At 67.0% G+C, this 20,881-nt stretch carries 16 protein-coding genes and 1 tRNA gene; 5 read left to right on the forward strand and 12 right to left on the reverse strand.

Annotation, left to right across the window (positions count from 1 at the left end):
* Window positions 1-20: 20 nt before the first annotated feature.
* The 4 genes from tuf to rpsL form a co-directional block, all read right to left on the reverse strand.
* Window positions 21-1,214 (reverse strand): elongation factor Tu, encoded by a 1,194-nt coding sequence (gene tuf / locus IFT87_RS09435; protein WP_031393767.1) that lies wholly within the window; start codon window positions 1,212-1,214, stop codon window positions 21-23.
* Between the two features lie 106 nt (window positions 1,215-1,320).
* Entirely contained in the window at window positions 1,321-3,417 is a 2,097-nt protein-coding gene (fusA, locus tag IFT87_RS09440; protein WP_192008285.1) for an elongation factor G, read from the reverse strand.
* Window positions 3,418-3,540: 123 nt separating this feature from the next.
* Window positions 3,541-4,011, reverse strand: coding sequence for a 30S ribosomal protein S7 (gene rpsG, locus IFT87_RS09445; RefSeq protein WP_031393769.1), 471 nt, complete (start codon window positions 4,009-4,011; stop codon window positions 3,541-3,543).
* Window positions 4,012-4,087: 76 nt separating this feature from the next.
* Entirely contained in the window at window positions 4,088-4,459 is a 372-nt protein-coding gene (rpsL, locus tag IFT87_RS09450) for a 30S ribosomal protein S12 (RefSeq protein WP_010164594.1), read from the reverse strand.
* A 315-nt stretch (window positions 4,460-4,774) separates the two neighbouring features.
* On the opposite strand from rpsL, the gene IFT87_RS09455 reads away from it, so the two are divergent.
* The 3 genes from IFT87_RS09455 (at window position 4,775) to nusG (ending at window position 6,234) form a co-directional block, all read left to right on the forward strand.
* Window positions 4,775-4,851 (forward strand) — tRNA-Trp (locus tag IFT87_RS09455).
* Between the two features lie 639 nt (window positions 4,852-5,490).
* On the forward strand, window positions 5,491-5,688 hold the full coding sequence (gene secE, locus IFT87_RS09460) for a preprotein translocase subunit SecE (protein WP_031393770.1): 198 nt from the start codon (window positions 5,491-5,493) through the stop codon (window positions 5,686-5,688).
* Between the two features lie 9 nt (window positions 5,689-5,697).
* Window positions 5,698-6,234, forward strand: a complete 537-nt coding sequence (nusG, locus tag IFT87_RS09465; RefSeq protein WP_031393771.1) for a transcription termination/antitermination protein NusG — start codon at window positions 5,698-5,700, stop codon at window positions 6,232-6,234.
* A 68-nt stretch (window positions 6,235-6,302) separates the two neighbouring features.
* On the opposite strand, the gene IFT87_RS09470 is transcribed toward nusG, so the two are convergent.
* The 8 genes from IFT87_RS09470 to IFT87_RS09505 all read right to left on the reverse strand — a co-directional run bounded on the left by IFT87_RS09470 (window position 6,303) and on the right by IFT87_RS09505 (window position 16,762).
* Window positions 6,303-7,229 (reverse strand): glycosyltransferase family 2 protein, encoded by a 927-nt coding sequence (locus IFT87_RS09470; RefSeq protein ID WP_192008287.1) that lies wholly within the window; start codon window positions 7,227-7,229, stop codon window positions 6,303-6,305.
* On the reverse strand, window positions 7,226-8,134 hold the full coding sequence (locus IFT87_RS09475; protein ID WP_342211147.1) for a polysaccharide pyruvyl transferase family protein: 909 nt from the start codon (window positions 8,132-8,134) through the stop codon (window positions 7,226-7,228). Before IFT87_RS09475 ends, IFT87_RS09470 begins: the two co-directional genes overlap by 4 nt.
* Window positions 8,131-9,204 (reverse strand): glycosyltransferase, encoded by a 1,074-nt coding sequence (locus IFT87_RS09480; RefSeq protein WP_192008291.1) that lies wholly within the window; start codon window positions 9,202-9,204, stop codon window positions 8,131-8,133. Before IFT87_RS09480 ends, IFT87_RS09475 begins: the two co-directional genes overlap by 4 nt.
* Window positions 9,201-10,121, reverse strand: coding sequence for a glycosyltransferase family 2 protein (locus IFT87_RS09485; RefSeq protein WP_192008293.1), 921 nt, complete (start codon window positions 10,119-10,121; stop codon window positions 9,201-9,203). Before IFT87_RS09485 ends, IFT87_RS09480 begins: the two co-directional genes overlap by 4 nt.
* A 65-nt stretch (window positions 10,122-10,186) precedes the next feature.
* Window positions 10,187-11,299, reverse strand: coding sequence for a glycosyltransferase (locus tag IFT87_RS09490; protein ID WP_192008295.1), 1,113 nt, complete (start codon window positions 11,297-11,299; stop codon window positions 10,187-10,189).
* Window positions 11,296-13,212, reverse strand: coding sequence for an HAD-IIB family hydrolase (locus IFT87_RS09495; RefSeq protein ID WP_306286318.1), 1,917 nt, complete (start codon window positions 13,210-13,212; stop codon window positions 11,296-11,298). The genes IFT87_RS09490 and IFT87_RS09495 overlap by 4 nt, the downstream gene beginning before the upstream one ends.
* A gap of 260 nt (window positions 13,213-13,472) precedes the next feature.
* The gene (locus IFT87_RS09500; RefSeq protein WP_192008297.1) at window positions 13,473-15,506 is read right to left on the reverse strand and encodes an alpha/beta fold hydrolase; all 2,034 of its coding nucleotides are present in this window, start codon (window positions 15,504-15,506) and stop codon (window positions 13,473-13,475) included.
* 134 nt (window positions 15,507-15,640) lie between these two features.
* The gene (locus IFT87_RS09505; protein WP_249403291.1) at window positions 15,641-16,762 is read right to left on the reverse strand and encodes an alpha/beta hydrolase; all 1,122 of its coding nucleotides are present in this window, start codon (window positions 16,760-16,762) and stop codon (window positions 15,641-15,643) included.
* Window positions 16,763-16,876: 114 nt separating this feature from the next.
* On the opposite strand from IFT87_RS09505, the gene IFT87_RS09510 reads away from it, so the two are divergent.
* Window positions 16,877-17,629: a Crp/Fnr family transcriptional regulator gene (locus IFT87_RS09510; RefSeq protein WP_052149247.1), complete on the forward strand. Its 753-nt coding sequence runs from the start codon at window positions 16,877-16,879 to the stop codon at window positions 17,627-17,629.
* A gap of 91 nt (window positions 17,630-17,720) precedes the next feature.
* Window positions 17,721-20,879 carry a helicase-related protein gene (locus IFT87_RS09515; protein ID WP_192008302.1) on the forward strand — a complete coding sequence of 1,053 codons (3,159 nt, stop codon included), beginning with the start codon at window positions 17,721-17,723 and terminating at the stop codon, window positions 20,877-20,879.
* Window positions 20,880-20,881 lie beyond the last annotated feature (2 nt).

Raw genomic sequence — 20,881 nt, forward strand, 5'->3', positions numbered from 1 at the left:
TCTCCCGAAGGAGCGGATGCTTACTTGTCGATCTGGCTGACGACGCCTGCACCGACGGTACGGCCGCCTTCGCGGATCGTGAAGCGCTGGCCCACGTCCATGGCGATCGGTGCGATCAGCTTGATGCCGAGCGACACGTTGTCGCCTGGCATGACCATCTCGGTGCCCTCAGGCAGCTCGACGGTGCCGGTCACGTCCGTCGTACGGAAGTAGAACTGCGGGCGGTAGTTGGCGAAGAACGGCGTGTGACGGCCACCCTCTTCCTTCGACAGCACGTACACTTCCGAATTGAAGTCGGTGTGCGGCTTGATCGTGCCCGGCTTGCAGAGCACCTGGCCACGCTCGACTTCGTCGCGAGCGACGCCGCGGATCAGCGCGCCGACGTTATCGCCAGCCTGGCCCTGGTCGAGCAGCTTGCGGAACATCTCGACGCCCGTGACCGTGGTCTTGCGAACGGTCGGGTGGATACCGACGATCTCGACTTCCTCGCCAACCTTGACGATGCCGGTCTCGACGCGGCCGGTGACGACCGTACCACGACCCGAGATCGAGAACACGTCCTCGATCGGCATCATGAACGGCTTGTCGAGCGGACGCTCGGGCTGCGGGATGTAGTCGTCGACGGCCTGCATCAGCTCGGTGACGGCGTCGGCGCCGAGCTTCTGGTTCGAACCCGACAGCGCGCAGGTTGCCGAACCCTTGATGACGGGGATGTCGTCGCCCGGGAAGTCGTACGAGCTGAGCAGCTCGCGGATTTCCATCTCGACCAGCTCGAGGATTTCCTCGTCGTCGACCAGGTCAACCTTGTTCATGAACACGACCATTGCGGGCACGCCGACCTGGCGTGCGAGCAGGATGTGCTCACGGGTCTGCGGCATCGGGCCATCGGTCGCCGAAACGACGAGGATCGCGCCGTCCATCTGGGCTGCGCCGGTGATCATGTTCTTCACATAATCGGCGTGGCCCGGGCAATCGACGTGCGCGTAGTGACGGTTGGCCGTCTCGTACTCGACGTGTGCGGTCGAGATCGTGATGCCGCGCTCGCGCTCCTCGGGTGCCTTGTCGATGTTTGCGAAGTCGACAGCGGTACCGCCGGTCGTCTCTGCCAGAACCTTCGTGATCGCAGCGGTGAGCGACGTCTTGCCATGATCGACGTGACCGATGGTGCCGATGTTGAGATGCGGCTTGTTCCGCTCAAATTTTGCCTTGGCCATTGTTTCCTACCTTCTGATTCGTATTCCGGTGCCACACCGGGAACCGCGCGAACGCGGCCCCATAGCGGCTGTTAAAGCCTGACGCTAGCCCTACCCCCTTAAAGGGTTAGGCCAGTTTCGCCTTCACCTCGTCAGCGACGTTCTGCGGCACTTCATCATAATGCGAGAACTGCATCGAGTATTGCGCGCGGCCCTGCGTGAACGAGCGGAGCGAGTTCACATAGCCGAACATGTTGGCCAGCGGCACCATCGCCTCGACCGTCTGCGCGTTGCCGCGGCTGTCGGTGCCCTGGATCTGGCCACGACGGCTGTTCATGTCGCCGATGACGTCGCCCAGATAGTCCTCCGGGGTGACGACCTCAACCTTCATGACCGGCTCGAGCAGCGTGATGCCCGACTTCTGCGCCACTTCGCGCATTGCGCCACGTGCACAGATTTCGAACGCCAGAGCCGACGAGTCGACGTCGTGATACGCGCCGTCATACAGCACGATCTCGAAATCGATGATCGGGAAGCCGACCAGCGAACCCGAAGCAGCGGTCTCGCGGAAGCCCTTCTCGATCGCGGGCAGATATTCCTTCGGAATGTTGCCGCCCTTGATCTCGTCCTTGAACGTGATGCCCGAACCGCGCTCGCCCGGCGTGACCTTGACCTTCACGCGACCGAACTGGCCGGTGCCGCCCGACTGCTTCTTGTGCGTGTAGTCGACGTCGACCGGCTTCTTCAGATATTCGCGATACGCGACCTGAGGAGCGCCGACATTGGCCTCGACCTTGAACTCGCGCTTCATGCGGTCGACCAGGATCTCGAGATGGAGCTCGCCCATGCCCTTGATGATGGTCTGGCCCGACTCGGGGTCCGACGACACGCGGAACGAGGGATCCTCGCGTGCGAGACGATTGAGCGCGACGCCCATCTTCTCCTGGTCGGCCTTGGTCTTCGGCTCCACCGACAGCTCGATCACGGGCTCGGGGAATTCCATCCGCTCGAGGATGATCGGTGCGTTCATCGCGCAAAGCGTGTCGCCCGTCGTGGTGTCCTTGAGGCCTGCGAGAGCGACGATGTCGCCCGCGAACGCTTCCTGGATGTCCTCACGGCTGTTCGCATGCATGAGCAGCATGCGGCCGACCTTTTCCTTCTTGTCCTTGACCGAGTTGGTGACCTGCGATGCGGTCTCCAGCTTGCCCGAATAGATGCGGGCGAAGGTCAGCGTGCCGACGAACGGATCGTTCATGATCTTGAACGCCAGTGCCGAGAACGGAACCTCGTCCGACGAAGGACGCTCGTCCGGCGTCACGCCGTCGAGCTTCAGACCCTGAATCGCGGGAACGTCGAGCGGCGACGGCAGATAGTCGACCACGGCGTCGAGCAGGGGCTGGACGCCCTTGTTCTTGAACGCCGAACCGCAGACCACGGGGACGAACGCCATGCTGAGCGTACCCTTGCGGATCAGCTTCTTGAGGTCGGCGACGCTGGGCTCGTTACCCTCAAGATAGGCTTCCATCAGAGCATCGTCCTGCTCGACAGCCATCTCGATCAGGTCGCTGCGATACTTCGCGGCCTTGTCGGCCATGTCCGCCGGGATGTCCTGATATTCGAACTTCGCGCCCAGGCTCTCTTCGAGCCAGATGATCGCGCGGTTCTCGACGAGGTCGACCAGGCCCTTGAAGCCGCCTTCCATGCCGATCGGCAGGTACAGGACCGCCGGGCGCGCACCGAGACGCTCGATGATCGAGCCGACGCAGAAGTAGAAGTCGGCACCGGTGCGGTCGAGCTTGTTGACGAAGCACATGCGCGGCACGCCGTACTTGTCAGCCTGACGCCACACGGTCTCGGACTGCGGCTCGACACCGGCAACGCCGTCGAAGCACGCGACCGCGCCGTCGAGGACGCGCAGCGAACGCTCGACTTCGATCGTGAAATCGACGTGGCCCGGGGTGTCGATGATGTTGATAAGGTGCTCTTCACCCTTACCTTCTTCGGCGCGCCACTTGCAGGTGGTTGCAGCCGACGTGATCGTGATCCCGCGCTCCTGCTCCTGCTCCATCCAGTCCATCGTCGCGGTGCCTTCATGCACTTCGCCGATCTTGTAGGACTTGCCGGTGTAATAGAGGATGCGCTCGGTCGTCGTCGTCTTGCCGGCGTCGATGTGCGCCATGATGCCGATGTTGCGGTAACGGTCGAGCGGATGGCTGCGGGCCATGATCGTGCTTCCTTAAGGATATGGGGAGCCGAACGTGCCGGCTCCCCAATATATAGGTGTTTGCGTTACGGGCGAAAGACCGCCCGTGACACGGTTACCAATGCTAGGCTTCGAAGCCCGCTGTTACCAGCGGTAGTGCGAGAATGCACGGTTGGCTTCTGCCATCCGGTGCGTGTCTTCGCGCTTCTTGACCGCGTTGCCGCGGTTGTTGGCCGCGTCCATCAGCTCGCCCGACAGCCGTGCGGCCATCGTGTTCTCGCTGCGCGAACGTGCCGCACCGATCAGCCAGCGGATTGCCAGCGCCTGTGCACGCTCGGGACGCACTTCGACGGGAACCTGGTAGGTTGCACCACCGACGCGACGCGAACGGACTTCGATGCCCGGCTTCACGTTGTTGAGCGCATCGTGAAAAACGCCGATCGGGTCGCGCTTGGCGCGGCTCTCGACGGTTTCGAATGCACCGTACACGATCAGCTCTGCGACGGACTTCTTGCCGTCCAGCATGACGCTGTTCATGAACTTCGACAGAACCTCATCCCCGAACTTGGGATCAGGCAGGATGACCCGCTTTTCGGGACGACGACGACGTGCCATTTTATATTCCTTCTAAACTTCAGCCTGTGTGATCAAACATACCAGTGCCGACTTGCGTCGGTTGGCATTGATCGGCTTACTTCGGACGCTTGGCGCCGTACTTGGAACGCGACTGACGCCGGTCCTTCACACCCTGTGTATCGAGCACGCCGCGCAGGACGTGATAGCGAACACCGGGAAGATCGCGGACACGACCGCCACGGATCAGGACAACCGAATGCTCCTGAAGATTGTGGCCCTCGCCCGGGATGTAGCTGATGACTTCGCGCTGGTTGGTCAGGCGAACCTTGGCCACCTTGCGCAGAGCCGAGTTCGGCTTCTTCGGGGTCGTCGTGTAGACGCGGGTGCAAACGCCGCGCTTCTGCGGGTTGGCTTCCATCGCAGGGACCTTCGACTTGGCCTTCTGCGGATCGCGGCCCTTGCGGACCAGCTGGTTGATCGTCGGCATTGAAGCCTTCACCTTTCAAATGGTTACTTTGCTGGAGCCATTGAGGCGCCTGAGAATACAAAAAGGACCCTAGGAAGCGCAAAACGCTCCTCAGGCCCTGGAATGCATCCAGCAATGTTCAAGCATGCCCGGCGGGAAAGACTCCCGAAGAACAGGGCGCGCCTATAGGTCAGGAGTCAGCCGCGGTCAACACGGGGATCACCCCACCCTGCCCTGAACCCGACGCCAGATTGGTTGCACGTTCGACAATCGTGCGTCGGGCATGAACAGGTGCTTGCCCTGCCGCGGACATGGCGCTAGAGCCCGCCACCGCACAGGAGTGTAGCTCAGTTGGTTAGAGCGTCGGTCTCCAAAACCGAAGGCCCTCGGTTCGAATCCGAGCACTCCTGCCAGATCTTCTCACATCGCCGATCGACAGCTGCCGTTACCCATTGGTCAGCGGCCGACGTACTGCGCCTGTCACGATTGCACAAAACGCATTTCATAATGCAATTTGCGCAGTTGTGAAATTCGCTGCTGCGATGCACAAAGACTGTGCCTTTCAGGCATCCTCTCCTAAAACTTTTACGGCCGGTCTTTGACCGGCCTTTTTTTTGGTCTGCGCGCTGATATACCGATGTCGGTCCGTCACGCCGGCAAACATAACAGAAACGCAGGAGAGGCGCCGCCGGCAAGACCGGCACCGGTTGACGGCCGGCGGGGGAGAGGGCGCAAACGCCCGCCCCCGCGCCTTCCGGTCCCGCCTCCTACGCATCCCCTTATGCTTTTAACCGTGTGCGAAAGGCTGGTGCATCGCGGCGTACGCGCTGCCGAGTCGGGCCATCACAGGGCCGCCCGGCGGACGCTGCCGCCCCGCCCCTTGCGTTCCGTCGGCGCGGAAGCTATCTGCGCCGCCATCCGACAGCGAGACGGACGCATGCCCGACCCCTTTGACGGGGCCCTATTGACGGGGCGACCCTTCACAGGGAGCGGGTTATGGGTCTATGCCTCGCTTCTTTTCATGTCTCCATCAGGCGGGTTCGAACAGCACCGTGGCTAAAACGTCCCCACTCGAATTCATCCGGCAGGTCCGCACCGAAACCTCGAAGGTTACGTGGCCGACGCGTCGCGAGACGATCATGACCGGGGTGATGGTCGTCATCATGACGACGATCCTGGCGCTCTTCTTCTTCGGCGTCGACTCGATCCTTCAGGCGATCGTCACCGCCCTTCTGAAACTCGCTCAATAAGGTCCGCACATGGCGCGCTGGTACATCATTCACGCCTATTCGGGCTTCGAGGGCAAGGTCCGCGACTCGATCATGGCAGAGGCGACCCGCATGGGTCTCGAGCAGCTCGTCGAGCAGATCGAAGTCCCCACCGAGACGATCACCGAGGCCCGCCGCGGCAAGAAGATCGCGGTCGAGCGTAAGTTCATGCCGGGCTATGTGCTCGCCAAGCTGAACATGAACGACGACGTCTATCACCTCGTCAAGAACACCCCCAAGGTGACCGGCTTCCTCGGCAGCATGGGCAAGCCGCAGGCGATCAGCGAGGCTGAGGCCACGCGGATGCTGAACAGCAAGGAAGAGGCCGCGGCCGCTCCCAAGCAGAAGGTCAAGGTCGACTACGAGATCGGCGATCAGGTCAAGGTGCTCGACGGTCCGTTCGCGAGCTTCAATGGTCTGGTCGAGGAACTCGATTTCGACCGCAGCCGCGTCAAGGTGTCGGTGTCGATCTTCGGTCGCGCTACCCCGGTCGAGCTCGAGTTCGAGCAGGTCGAACGCTCGAAGTAATCACCGCCTGAGCCTGCGGGCTCAATCGATACGAATGATCAAAGGCCTGATGCTGCGACGCCGCGGCATCAGGCCTTTTCGTGTGTGGGTGAAAGCCGTACGCGCGCTGTAAGTTCGGCGCCCGCAAAAGCGAGAAAGCCGCGCAGCATGTGGCGCAGGCGGAAGCTGTGGAAGCGCCGGATATAGGGAAAGGGCCGCGTCCCCGCGCGGATTTCGCCGAGCGCATCGCCAAGGTCGCGGCGGATCGCGCCCAGGATTCGACGGTCGGTCAAGATATGCTTGGCGTAGAGCGCGCCGTCGCCATAGCCATAGCCCGCGAGCAGCGCGATCACCTGATCGGGCCGGCAGCGCCCATGATGATGCTCGACGGCGAAATAGGGGTCATAGGCCACGACCACCCCGGCCGCGATCGCGCGGAACAGGAAATCGGTATCCTCCGCCGCCACGAACCGCGCGCCGGCGCCGAACCGCGTATCGAACCGGCCCGTGCGCGCGATGACGTCGCGCGTGAAGGCAAGGTTCGCGCCCATCACGAACCCGCCGGGAAACGCGCCCGGCACCGGCTCCATCGGATGATCCTCTAGCTTCAGCGTCACCGGCAGGTCGGCGGCATCGCCCGGCAGGATCCGCCCGCCGACGATCGTCGGCGTCGCGACCCCGGCAAACCGGCGGACCAGCGCGACCAGATAGTCCGGCTTGAGCACGCAATCGTCGTCGGTCATCGCGACGATCCGCCCGCGGACATGCGCCAGCCCCAGATTGCGCGCCCGCGCCAGCCCCGCGCGCGGCTCGGCCAGCAGCATCACGGGAAACGCCTGCTCCTCCTGCCAGGCCGCCAGCCGTGCCGCGGTGTCGTCGCGCGACCCGTTGTCGACGACCACCATCTCGACCGCCACGTCCCCCGCAACGCCGACCGCGCGCGTCACCGAGTCGAGCGTGCGCGACAGCGACGCCCCACGGTCGCGCGTGCAGATCAGCACACTGACGTCGATCATTCGCGAAGCAGCAGCGGCGACGGCGCGGTCCAGGCGGCAATATAGGCGGACAGCTTGCCATACTCATTGTCGAGCGCGACGTGCGGGATGCCCAGCAGCAGCGCGAGAATATGCGCGTGCAGCCGGTCGGTGACGATCTGCCGCCCGCGCGACAGGAGCGTCAGCCCGCGCGCGACCCGCGCATAAGCCAGTCGCTCATAGTGCGCAGGACGCGGCACCCCCGCCTCCCAGGCCGGCAGCACCCCGTCCTCGAGCCAGTCGAGCACCACCGCCCCCTTAGGCACCGGCACGCGATCCCCCGCCACGCGCTCGTCATCGGTCCGCATCAGCATCAGCAGGTCGCAATCCGCCGGCCCACGCGGCTGCGCCCCCAGCGCGAACGCGGAATCGGGCGCCAGCGCGACCGGGCAGGACAACCGCTGTGCGAGGGCGAGGCTCTGCGCATCGCGGAGATAGAGGTGGAAATCGGGATGCCCCGCGACACAGGCGGCGAAGTGGTCGAGCCCCTCGCGAGCGCGGAAATGGATCGACTGCGGCAGCTGGACGATCGTCCGGTCGCGAAATTCCGCCAGCCTCGCCTCGCGAAACCGCTGATGATGCGGCCAGATGTCGCCCAGATTGCCGCCACCGTGCAGGAACACGATGCCCGCCGGACTATCGCGGCAAAACGCGTCTGCGTCGAAGGCGTCCCAGGTACAGACATGATCGGGATCGCGCCCGGTGATCGCGCGGAGCATGGCGATCTCGCCCAGCCAGATCGCGCTGTCGCCGACATTGGCGTGATCGGGAAAGTCGAGCAGCGCATAGCGGTCGCCGTGCCCGACATGCTGCCGGTACAGCGCCGCCAGCGCCTCCTGCTGCGCCGCGATGACGTCATCGCCCCGTATCCGTGCAGATACCGTCACGCGACCATCTCCGCCTTGGCCGCGCATACCTCGGCATAGAGTGCCTCGCACCGGTCAAGCCAGCGGTCGCGCGTGAACAGCCGTTCGACCCGAGCGCGCGGCACATCGCGCGGAATCGCCATCGCCGCAGGGATCGCCGCCGCCAGCCCCTCGACGTCGCCCGGCCCAGCGAGACATCCTGCCTCACCCACGACCTCGCGCGCCGCGCCCATGTCGAACGCGGCGACCGGCAGGCCGCACGCCATCGCCTCCGCCGCGACCAGCCCGAACGGCTCGTCCCAGCACGGCGTGAACAGGAACACCGACGCCTGCCCGAGCGCCGACGCCAGCGCCGCGCCGTCCAGATGCCCGCCATAGCGCACGTCGGGCCCCAGATGCGGCGCGACCTCGGCCGCCCAATAGTCCGGATCTTCGATCTGCCCGTACAGCGTGATCGCCACGCCTGCGTGCCGCGCCGCCTGCACCGCCAGATGCGGCCCCTTGTTCGGCGTCATCCGTCCCGACCAGACCGCGCTGCCGTCCCCTGCGGGCGAGAACCGCCACGCGGCGGGGTCGATGCCGTTGTGTAGCACCGACGCCTCGGCGGGCGCACCGTCCGGCCACCAGGCACGCAACTGTGATTGCGACGTCACCGTCAGCCGGTGCGTCGGTGACGGGCTCGCCTTCACGAACCAGTGCAGCGCGTCATAGGGCGGCACGTGGAGCGAGGTGACGGTCGGCACGATCGCGGTCCGCTGCGGCTCGATCGGGAAGCGGCTCAGGCTGTTGTTGTGCACCACGTCGAACCCACCCGCCGCGATCCTCTCGCACGCCGCGATATAGCCCTGGTCGACATGCGCGATCAGCGGCGCCGACCCGCGATGCTCGGCCCAGGGAAACACCCGCTCATAATGCTGGGGCAGCACCGGATCGATCGCGAAGCGCGGGTCGCTGTCGCCGCTCGCGAACAGCACGACGTCGTGCCCGCGTGCCTGCAGTCCTTCGGCCAGATACCAGCTGTGCGATTCCATCCCGCCCATGAACGGCTGCGCGATCCGCTGGCGGACGTGCGAGAGCAAAGCGATCCTCACGCCGCCGCGGCACTCGCGGCGACACGCTCTTCCAGCAGCCGGATGACGCTTGCGGTATTGGCATAGGGCTGGTGGCTCTGCTGTCCGGTCAGCGCGAGATCCGCGTCATCGGGGCGGCGGAGCACGCGTATCGGCTGGCCGGGCCGGTCGTCGATCAGCCCCATCAGCCGAAACGCGTGCAGCCAGTGCCCCATTGTCCGATAGCCCCAGCGCGCCTCGAACAGCTCGGCATTGCGGATCACGCTGTCGAGATGATGGACCGGCGGCATGTGGTGCGGATGATATTGATGATGCGCCAGCCCGCCCTTGATCCACGCGATCGGCACGCCCGCGGTGTCGAGCACCTTGCCGAAGTCGGTATCCTCGCCGCCATAGCCGTTATAGCCCTCGTGGAACCCGCCGACCGCGAGAAAGGTCGCGCGCCGCATCGCGAAGTTGAGCGACCAGAAACAGCGATAGTCGCCGCACGCCTCGATCCCCTCGGCGGGTGGTCCGCGCCGGTCCGAATGCCGCACCGCGACGTCCGCGAAATCCTCGCTGCGCCAGTCCCCCTTCGTCGCGCCGCCCGGCAGGTACATCACCTCGCCCATCAGCAACCCGTCATAGGTTGCAAGGTGCCCGGCATAGTCGGCGACCAGGCCCGGCGCCGGGATGCAGTCCATGTCGAGGAAAATCAGCCCCTCCCCCGTCGCAGTCCGCGCCGCCAGGTTTCGCGCAGCGGCCAGCGGCAACGCCTCGCCCGCGATCATCAGCTGGCGGACCGGAAAGTCCGTCTCGGGCAGGACATAGGGCTCGTCCTGCATCACCGCGACGATCAGTTCGCGCGGCGGGGTCGTCTGTCGCGTGAGCCCCAAAACCAGATTGTAGAGATGCTCCGCCCGCCCCTTGGCCAGCGTGACGATCGAGATAGCGGACATGGGCAGGGCTCCAGTGAAATCGGGTAACGGGACGGAACAGGGTGAACGACGGAGTGGAGAACGGATCAGGCCGGAAGCGGTGCCGTGCCCCAGAGCCTTGCCGCCAGCGCCTCGAGCCAGCGCGCGGCATCGTCGGCGGGCGCATCGGCGATCATCGCGCGCTGCCGTTCGGGGCGGTGCTGCGCATAGGCGGTGTCGATCGCCTGGGTCCACGCGTCCGCCGACGACGGCAGATGGGGCCGGATGCACGCCACTCCCGCCGCGCCCAGTGCGTCGGCCTTGCGGTGCTGCTCATCGAAATAGCGCCACTCAGGCACGGCGATCCACGGCCGCGCCGCCGCCAGGATCTGCTGGCAGGTCGTGTTCCCCGTCGACGCGATCACCAGATCCGCCGCCGCGACATAGTCCGCCGCATTCTCCACCCAGCCGCGATGTTCGATATTGGCGGGTTCGGTCGCATGCCAGTCGCGCACGACCGGCCCGATCGTGATCCAGCGCGCGGCAGGCCGGCTGCGCGCGCCGACGCCCAGCGGCGCCTGCCCGAATCCGCTGCCGCCGCCGCCGGCCATGACGAGGATCATCTCCTCGCGCTCGCCGATCCCCAGCCGCTCCCGCGCCGCGCTCCGGTCGGGGCCCTGCGTATCGACGCCGAGCCCGCCCGCGAAACAGGTCTTTTCGATCATCGCCGCGTCCCAGTCGGGCTGGGCGAGATCGCGGTGGAACGCGGCGAGCAGCCCGGCGGCGCCGTCATAGGCCGCGCGGTGCCCGGCATCGCCGCGGTCGCCATGCTGCAGCACCTTGACGTGCGGGACGCTGCAGATCCGCGCCAGTTGCGCGATCTCCGCCGACACGTCGCAGATCATCAGCGCCGGGTCCGCTTGCGCGAACCAGTCGGCGATCGTCGCCATCGCGCTTCGGATCCCCGGCCAGCCGAGCGGCGCGCAGTGCAGCGTCGCGGGCGTCGCGACCCAGTCCATCGCCACCTCCGCCCCGGTCGGCTCGAACAGCGACGGGATCATCACGATCCGCGCCTGCGCCGGCAGCGCGGGGAAGATGTCGTCGCGCGCGCAGAAGATCGTCACGGGACGCGACGGCGGCAGCGCCTGCAGGATCGCGGCACAGCGTTCCGCATGCCCGCGACCCTGATGGTGGACGAAATAGCCGAACGGACGCGTCATGCCGCGACTTGCACGGCCGGCGTGGTCAATCCGAGCCGCGCCAGCCCCTCGATCACCCCGGCGGCATGGTTGCGCGTGGCGCGATGCAGCCCGGGACGCGCGGCAAGTGTCGCCAGTTCATCACTCGCATTGGCAACAACAATCGCGAACCCGCACGCGTCGAGCATGTCGAGGTCATTGCCGCTGTCGCCCGCTGCAATGCAGTCGTCGAGCGTCAGCCCCAACCCGGCCGCATAGGCCGCGATCGCCGCCGCCTTGCCGCCGCCGGGGGACAGCACGTCGATCAGCCGACCGTGCGAGAACACGACCCGCGCTGCAAGCCCCGCCTGCGCCAGAGCCGTGCGGATCGCTGCGACGTCGGCGGCGTCGCCAAAGAAGCTGAGCTTGTGCGCGCCCTCGGTAACGACCGGCTGGGCGCAGATGCCGAGCGGGGCGATCGCCGCACGTACCGCCGCCCGGTCCCAGTCCTGATCAAGCGCGGTAGTGAACGCGGCGCAGCACTGCCACTCGCCATGTGCCGCCGGACGGAGGATCCGCGTCCCGACGTCGACGATGAACGCGTCCGGCTCGGGCAAATGCCACTGCGCCAGCACCGCGCGCGCCTCGGCGAAGCTGCGCCCCGTCGCGACCACGAACGGCAGGCTGCTGCCATGCCGCCAGCGTGCGAACGCCGCCGCGCCATCGACCGACCCGGTCAGCGTGTTGTCGATGTCGCAGGCCAGCAGCGCAGGCTGGCGCCGCAACGCCGCGTAGATGTCGATCGCTGCATCGGCATAGCGCCGCCAGTCATATGCCGCACTTCCGACACGTGCCGCCCGGCTCAACCGCGCGTGAAGCCCCGCATCCCCGATCACCGCACGACACGCCGCCGCAATTCCCGGCTCGTCGCGCGGATCGACCAGCAAGCCGTGACCGATCTGCGCGACGATCTCCGCTGGCCCTCCGTTGCGGGTCGCAACGACCGGAACGCCGGCCGCTGCCGCTTCGATCAGGGTCAGCCCGAACGGCTCGTGCAGCGCCGGGTTGACGAACACGCCGCCTGCCGCCGCTCGCCGGTACAGCGCAGTGACGTCCGAAGCATCGTGCCGCGGCGGCAAGGCAAACCGCCCGCGCAGCGCAGGACTAGCGGCAAGCGCCTGCAGCTCGCCCAGCACCGCCCGTTCCTCGCTCGACGACTGGCCCCCATGTTGCCCGGCGAGGATCACCAGATTCGCACGTTCGTGCAGAACCGGATCCGCCGCGAACGCGCGGACAAGGACCGCGAGGTTCTTCTTCGCCACCGGTCGCGCGATCGCTAGCAGGATCGGGAGATCCGGCCGATCGAGCCAGTCTCCCAGACGGTCAACCAACGTCGCTGTGCCTCCTGCATAGGGACGGCGGGGCACGCCCGGCGGCACGCAGTGGATCCGGCCCGCGACCCCGACGCCATAGGCCGGGACCTGCCGTTCGGCCTCGTCCCGCGTCGATACGATCAGCGCGTCTGCCGCAGCGATCGCGGTGGTTTCCGCCGCAATCCGCGTGCCGAGTTCGGCTCCGCCAAGGCCCTGACGGCGCTTGTCGATCGCCAGCGCATGCGGCGTGTACACGAACGGAATGCCGAACCGGCGGCGTGCCTCGATCGCGACGGCTGCGGCATCGGCGAAATGCGCATGGATGACGTTGGGCATGACCGCCAGTCCGGCGATGTGACGGCAAAACGCCTCGGTGAATGCGGGCAAGTCGGCGGCGAGCGCCTCCTTCTCGAGATAGCGGTCGTCGCCACTATCGACCCGATCGATCGTCAACCTGTCGGTGACGCGCTCCGATCGCTGGCCATGCACGGATGGCAGATCCGCAGACCGGAACAACCGGGTAACGATCGAGACCCGGTCCACGCCGGGAAGCTCTGCCTGAACCAGCGCTGCGTCGACCACATACGCCAGATGCCCCCCGGAGTCGGCCGTAATGCCGAAGTCGATGGGCGGCGCTTTCAGGCAGCCCCCGAGGGCCAAATGCAGAATGAACAAGGCGACCCCGTATCGTTAGTATGGCGAAACGACACGCCACGACATTCGATCCCGGGGTGCGCGGTTATCGCGTTGCGCTATGTTAACCCTGTTGCAATCTGACGTTTTCCGCCGCTGCCGGGCAGAGCCGCCCCGGCATGTCTGCATGCCCGGGGCGCCCGTTCATGTCACCGCGCGGGGTCGAATGCGAACAAAGCGGTCGGCAGCGATGCCGGCGCACCCGGCTTGAACCAGCTGGTGTCCTGGATATGGCTCGCTGTCACATAGATCCGGCCATCGGGCCCTTCCGAAAACGTATCGGGCCAGCGCAGCCGCTTGTCGGTCAGCACCGGCTCGACACGATCGCCGACCAGCCGCGTGATGCTGTCGTTGGTCGGCGACGTGATGTACAGCACCCCCGCCTTGCTCATCCACAGCCCGTCCGCGACATGCGTCTCCGCGATGGTCTTCACCCCCGCCGCCTGCTGCGCTGCGCTCACGCCCTCGCGGAGCAGCCCGGTATCGATCGCGTACAGCGTCTTGCCGGTGAGTGCCTGGTAATACAGCGTTTTGCCATCGTTTGAGATCGCGATCCCGTCCGCGGAGAAGGCCGGCTGGCGGCCATCGGGGCGGACCAGCGGCTTGCCGTCGGTCATGACCGTCACGCTCTTGTCGATCTGCGTCGAGCCATGCCCGTCGAGTGCGCGCATCCCCTTGCCGCTCTCCAGATCGATCACGATGATCGCGCCGCGCGTGCCCGAATCGGTGATGTAGCCGGTCTTGCCGTCGGGCGAGAAGCGGATGTCGTTGAGGTACGTACCCTGCAGCGCGACATCGGGCGCGACCTTGATCACCTTGGTCACGCGGTTCGTCGCCAGGTCAATCCTGACCAGCTTCGGCGCGCCCTCGAGCGGCTTTTCGTTACCCGGCGCGCCGGGATCGAGCACCCACAGATTGCCGTGCCCGTCGGGCACGATCGACTGGACGCAGACGAAATAGTCGCCGACCGGCAATTCGTTCGCGCGCGCGTTGCGCCAGCTGTTCCACGTATTGTCGGGATAGGCCTTGAGCTTTCCGTCCGGCAGCACCTCGGCGACAGAGATCGGCGCATCGTCGGTCCAGCGCGGGAAGTTGACGAACCGTCGTCCGTCTGCGGTCACCGCGACGCCGGTCACCTGGTGGTCGAACGTCGCCACCTGAGTCAGCGGGCTCGCCGCGGTCCTAGCCTGTGCGACGCCGGCCGCGGTTGCGGCGGCGGCGAGCGCGAACAGCGCCGCACCTGCCAGAAGGGGTTTGAACTTGGACATGTCGTGGCTCCGGTAAATCGTGTCGGACAAGGTGGCGGGATCGCCGGTGAACAGCGTGACGAGCAGGTCGGCGACCGCCTCGGGCCGCTCACGCTGTGGAAAATGGCCGACGCCCGGCAAGGTGACGAAGGCGAAGGGTCCCGAGAATTTCTCCGGTACCGCGGTGGTCGCGCTCGGCGGGTTCACCCCGTCCTCCGCACCCTGAATGTACAGCGCGGGCAGCGACAGCGTCGCGCTCGCCTTTACCGCTTCCTCAAGCCAGACGCTCGCGGGATCGGGTGCCGCCTCGTCCCAGCGCGCGCGATAGCTGTGCAGCGTGACGTCGACCCAGTCCGGATTCCCGAATGCGCGCGCCACCCGTGCAAAGGTCGCCTCGTCGAACCAGCCCGGCGGCGACCAGTTGGTCCAGTGGACATGCGCAAACCCCCTGGGGTCATCGCGCACCGCCTGCGCGCCGCGCGCGGTGGCCATGAACCAGTGATACCATTGCCGCTGCGTCTGTTCGAACGGCGGCGTCGGCATGCCGCCCAGTCGCGGCGGCGTCGCGAGCATCGCGATCCGCTGCACCCGCTCGGGCCAACCGACCGCCAGCGCCTCGGCGATGTTCGAGCCCCAGTCATGCCCCGCGACCATGAAACGCGCGATCCCCAGCCCGTCCATCAGCGCAATCGCGTCCATCGCCAGGACCGCGCTGTTGCCGGTGCGCGGCGTATCTGCCGCCACGAACCGCGTTTCGCCGAACCCGCGCAGGCTCGGTACGATCGTCCGCAGCCCGGCTTCGTGCAGCGCGGGTAGGACGTCGTCCCAGGTCGAGGAGTCATCGGGCCAGCCGTGCAGCAACAACACCGCATCGCCCTCGCGCGGGCCCGTATCGGTATAGGCGATCGCCAGCGTTGGCGTGGTTATCACGGGCATCTCAGCGCTCCGCCATCAGCAGGGCCACAACCCGCCCGAAGGCACGATAGCGGGGCGAAGAGGCATGGGTCGTCGACGTCATGGCATTACTCGCTGCAAAAATGGGAGGGAGAAACTATCCCCCTCCCAACGCATCAGCGCTTCGCAGGAGCCATGGCGAACGCCGCCTTCAGCCGTGCGACCGCGAGATCGTTCGCATCCTTGGCGCCGCGCACGATCGCGCCCATGCCGAAGAATTCATGCGTCACGCCCGGGAAGGTGCGCTGTTCGACCTTGTCGCCCGCCGCACGCATCGCCGCGGCCAGCGTCTCGCCATCCGACCGCAGCGGATCGATCTGCGCATTGATGATCGTCGTCGGCGGCAGCCCGCGCAGGTTTGCCCCGACCAGGTTCAGCCGCGGATCCTGCGCATCCGCCTTGCTAGTCTGGTAGTAATAGCCGAACCACGGCAGCATCGCGCCGTTGAGCGGCTTCGCATTCGCCGAATCACGGCGCGACGGCAGCATCTTGCTGCTGTTGGCGATCGGATAGACCGAGACGATGTGCAGCGGTGGGGTCAGGCGATTGTCGCGGGCATAGATTGCCGTCGCGACCGCCAGATTGCCGCCGGCGCTCTCGCCCGCAACCGCGATCTTCGCCGGGTTGCCACCCCATGCCGCGGCATTGGCCAGCGTCCAGCGATAGGCGGCCGCCGCGTCGTCATGCGGTGCAGGGAACTTGAACTCGGGCGCATGGCGATATTCGACCGACACGACGATCGCGTTCAGCGCCTTCGCCATCGCGCGCGGTGCCGCGTCATAGGTCGCGACGTCCGCGATCACCCAGCCGCCGCCGTGATAATAGACCACGACCGGCAGGCCCTTGGCATTGGCGGCGCTCGCCGGCTTGTACACGCGGGCGAACTGCTTGGCGTCGCTGCCATAGGGCATGTCCTGCGTCGTCACCGATGCGTCGGGGGTCGTTGGCATGCCCTTCTGTGCCATCACCGCCTTGGCGCCATCCGCAGCCGAGGGCTGCTGGCGTGCTTCGGCGGGCGTCAGCGTCTCGATCGGCTTGCCGCCGAGGCCAGCCAGCGCGTCGAGCACGGCCTGCATGTCGGGCGCAGCCTTGGCCGGCGCCATCTTGGTGGCGGGCGGCGGGGGCGGCGGCGGCGCGGTGACGCTGCGTGCCGACTGGGCGAGCGCGGCGCCCGGGATGAGTACGAGCGTCGATGCAAACACGCCGGCGAGCAGCGTCCGTCGAATGGAATGTGTCAAAATTGCCTCCTGTAACATTGAAAGGCGCAACCCCGGCGGCGGCGTGGGAGTTGCTGTACGAAACCGGACGAAGACCGGATCGTATTGAATTCGTGCAGTGTTTCAGGGGGCGTGATGGTGGGCGACTATCGACTGGAAACCATCGACCGGGATGGGGCTGGCGACGCGTCGGCGCGAGGCACAGGAAACCGGCTCCTCCAGCGTTTGAGCCTCACCGACTTTGCACTGATCGCCCCGCATCTCGACCGCGTTTCCTTCGCGGTCGGCGAGTCGCTGACGCGTGCGGGCGACCGGATCGAGACGCTCTGCTTTCCCGAGGAGGGGATCGCCGGCGTGCTCGACGCGCTCGAGGGCGATCATCGGTTCGCGGTCGGGCTGATCGGCGCGGAGGGCTTTGTCGGCTGGTCCGCGCTGCTCGGCGATGACCGCTCGCCCTATGACGTCGTGATGCGCGCCGAACAGGGCGTCGCGCTGCAGCTCCCGCTCGACCGCTTCCACGCCGCCGCCGCGCAGAGCGACACGCTGCGGCTCGCGCTGCTCCGTTTCGTCCAGGTGTTCATGACCCAGATGGGGCGGACAATCGTATCGTCGCTCGCGCATTCGATCGAGCGACGCATGGCGCGCTGGATCCTGCTCTATCACGATCGCATCCGCGACGACGCGATCTGCATGACGCATGAGGAGTTCCGCCTGATGCTCGGCGTCCGGCGCAGCAGCGTGACAGAGGCGCTTCACCGGCTCGAGGAAGAACAGGCTATTCGCTCCGTGCGCGGCCGCGTGCTGGTCCGCGACCGCGACGTGCTGATGCGGATGGCGGGCGACACCTATGGCCATGCCGAATCCGAGTATCGCCGCCTGCTCGGCTGAGCCAGTCGGAACATTTCGTGCACGGATCACGGAACGAGCCGGTCCGCATACCGTTCATTCAATGGGCGCCAACGGCCCGACCGGAGGGGCCATGCTGAAGCGTACCGACCATATCGACCTGCCGGGCGACACGCGCGCCGCACCGGCAACCCTGCCCACGGCGATCGTCGTTGCCGAGCTGCTGACCGCCGGAATCGACCGTGCCATTCTGGTAGTCGAGGACGAGGCGCGCGCCGAGGCGATCGCCTGTCTCGCGGAGGGGTTCGCCCCTGCGATGACCGTCGTCCATCTCGTTGCGAGCGATGCGCTCCCCGGCGACTCCGCGCCGCCCAGCGCCGCCAATGTCGGCCGCCGGGTCGAGGCGCTGCGCCGTCTGCGCGCCGCGACCGCTACAGCCTCGACCGGCCCGATCCTCCTCGTCCTCTCCGCCGAGGCGAGCGCGGTCCGCTATCCCGCCCCCGCCGCGTTCGACGAGGCGCCACCGGTGTTCCGCGTCGGCGACACGATCGACATCGCCGCGCTACCCGCGCTCGCCGAAACGATCGGCTACACGATCGACGACCGGGTCGACGAACCCGGCGAGATCGCGATCCGCGGCAGCGTCGTCGACCTGTTTCCGGCCGATCGTGCGAACCCCGCCCGGATCGAATTCGACGACGATTCGGTCATCACCGAAATCCGCAGCTATGACCCGGTGTCGCAGCGCAGCCTGGAAACGCTCGACGCGGTAATCGTCGGTCGCGCCTGCGAACCCGATCTGGGTGACGGTGTCGCGATTACCGAGCATTTGCCCGACGCCGCGCTCCATTTCGACCCTCTGGTCGCCGACCGCCGCACGCGGTTCCTGGCGCTTGCCGCCGACGGCACCGCGGCGCGTCAGGTCAAGGCCGCGCTGGTCGACACGCGCGCCTGGAACAAGGCGACCGTCGGCCGCCAGAGCCTCGCCACCGACACCCCGGTCGAACGCACCCCGCGCTTCATCGAGCGGCGCGATCCGGTCCGCGCGTTCCGCCGCTTCGCCCGTTCGGTGATCGCCGACGGCCGGCTCGCGATCGCCGGGTCCGCGCGTGACCTTCGTTTCCTCGCATCGCGGCTCGGCGTCGACGCCGAACACGTCGACAGCCTTGCCGAGGCGGCGGCCGCACCCGTCGGTTCGGTGTCACTGCTCTGCGCTCCGCTCGACCAGGGCTTTGTCCATGCCGATCTCACCATCGTCGCCGCCGCCGATCTGCTCGGCAGCCGCGCACGACTGGACGACGGCCCCGGTGTTGGCGTTGCGGCCTTTGCCGAAGGTGCGACGCTGCAGACCGGCGACATTGTCGTGCATGAGGATCACGGCATCGGTCGCGTTCTCGGGGTCGAGGCGCTGCCCGACCTCGATGGCGTCGCGGCCGACGCGATCGTGCTCGACTATGCCAAGGGCGCCCGCCGGCTCGTACCCGTGCATGAAGCCGATCGCATCTGGCGTTATGGCGCAGACGCGGATGCGGTGACGCTCGACACGCTCGACGGGGGAAGCTGGACCAAGCGTCGCGCCGCGATCGACACCGCGATTGCGGAAAGCGCACGTGCGCTTCAGGCGGTTGCTGCCGAACGCGACGCGCGGACGACACCGCCGATCGTCCCGGATGTCGCACTCTACGAACGTTTCGCCGCGGGTTTTCCCTTTGCCGAGACCCCCGACCAGGCGCGTGCGATCGCCGCGGTCCGTAGCGATCTCGCCAGCGGCAAGCCGATGGACCGGCTGATCGTCGGCGATGTCGGCTATGGCAAGACCGAGGTCGCACTTCGCGCCGCCGCGCTCGTCGCGCTCGCGGGACGGCAAGTCGCGATCGTCGCACCGACCACCGTGCTGATCCGCCAGCATCTTGAAACGTTCCGCATGCGCTTTGTCGGCACCGGGCTGGAGGTCGCTGCGCTGTCTCGGCTGTCGACGCCCGCGGAGCGCAAGCGCGTCTGCGCCGGGCTTGCCGACGGGTCGATCGCGGTCGTGGTCGGCACCAGCGCGGTCGGTGGCAAGGGTGTCGCCTTTGCCGATCTCGCGCTCGTCGTGATCGACGAGGAACAGCGGTTCGGCGCGAAGGCCAAGGGGTCGCTGCGCGACATGGGCGCGGGCCATGTCCTCACGCTCAGCGCCACGCCGATCCCGCGCACGCTCCAGTCGGCGATGGTCGGCATCCAGGCGATCTCGGTCATCGCGACTCCGCCCGCGCGCCGCCAGCCGATCCGCACCATCGTCGCGCCGTTCGACGACGCCGCGGTCCGCAAGGCGCTCCGCCGCGAACGCGCGCGTGGCGGCCAGAGCTTCGTCGTCGTGCCGCGGATCGAGGACATCGCCCCGCTCGCGAAGACGCTCGCGCGGCTCGTCCCCGAACTCGGCCTCGTCATCGCGCACGGCAAGATGGACGCCGCCGAGCTCGACGACGCCATGGCGGGCTTTGCCGCGGGTGACGGCGACGTGCTGCTCGCGACCAACATCATCGAGGCGGGGCTCGACGTGCCGCGCGCCAACACGATGATCGTCCACCATGCCGACCGGTTCGGCCTGTCGCAGCTCCACCAGCTGCGCGGCCGGGTCGGGCGCGGCGGCCGGCGCGGTCAGATCCTGCTGTCGACCGACGGTGAGGCCATGATCGCCGAGGCGACAATGAAGCGCCTGCGCACGCTCCAGGCGTTCGACCAGCTCGGCGCGGGCTTCGCGATCAGTGCGCGTGATCTCGACATGCGCGGCGCGGGCGATCTGGTCGGCGAGGATCAGGCCGGCCACATGAAGCTGATCGGTATCGACCTCTACCAGCACCTGCTGGGTCGCGCGCTGAAAGCCGCGCGCGGCGAACCGGTCGATCAGTGCCAGCCGGTGCTCAATCTCGGCGTCGGCGGCATGCTTCCCGAAGAGTGGATCCCCGAGACCGACCTGCGGCTGACGCTCTACGGCCAGCTCGCGCATCTGACCGACATCGCCGCGCTCGATGCGTTCCAGGCCGAGCTCGAGGACCGGTTCGGCGCACTTCCCGACAATGCCGTCCGCCTGCTCGAATGCGCGCGGATCCGCGCACTCGCCGCCGCCGCCGAAATTCGCCAGATCGATGTCGGCCCGGGCGCCATCGCCTTCACCCCGGGCGACCCCACCGCCGCCCTGCCCGCGCCGTTCGAACAGGCCAAGCGCCGCTGGCTGGTCCGCGAACGGATCGAGGATCCCCTCGCCCGCCTCGACCGCGTCCGCGAGCTGCTGAGCGACCTGTCGGAGTGACG

Origin of the sequence: Sphingomonas sp. CFBP 8765 (assembly GCF_014841445.1) — a bacterium.
Classification (GTDB): domain Bacteria; phylum Pseudomonadota; class Alphaproteobacteria; order Sphingomonadales; family Sphingomonadaceae; genus Sphingomonas; species Sphingomonas aerolata.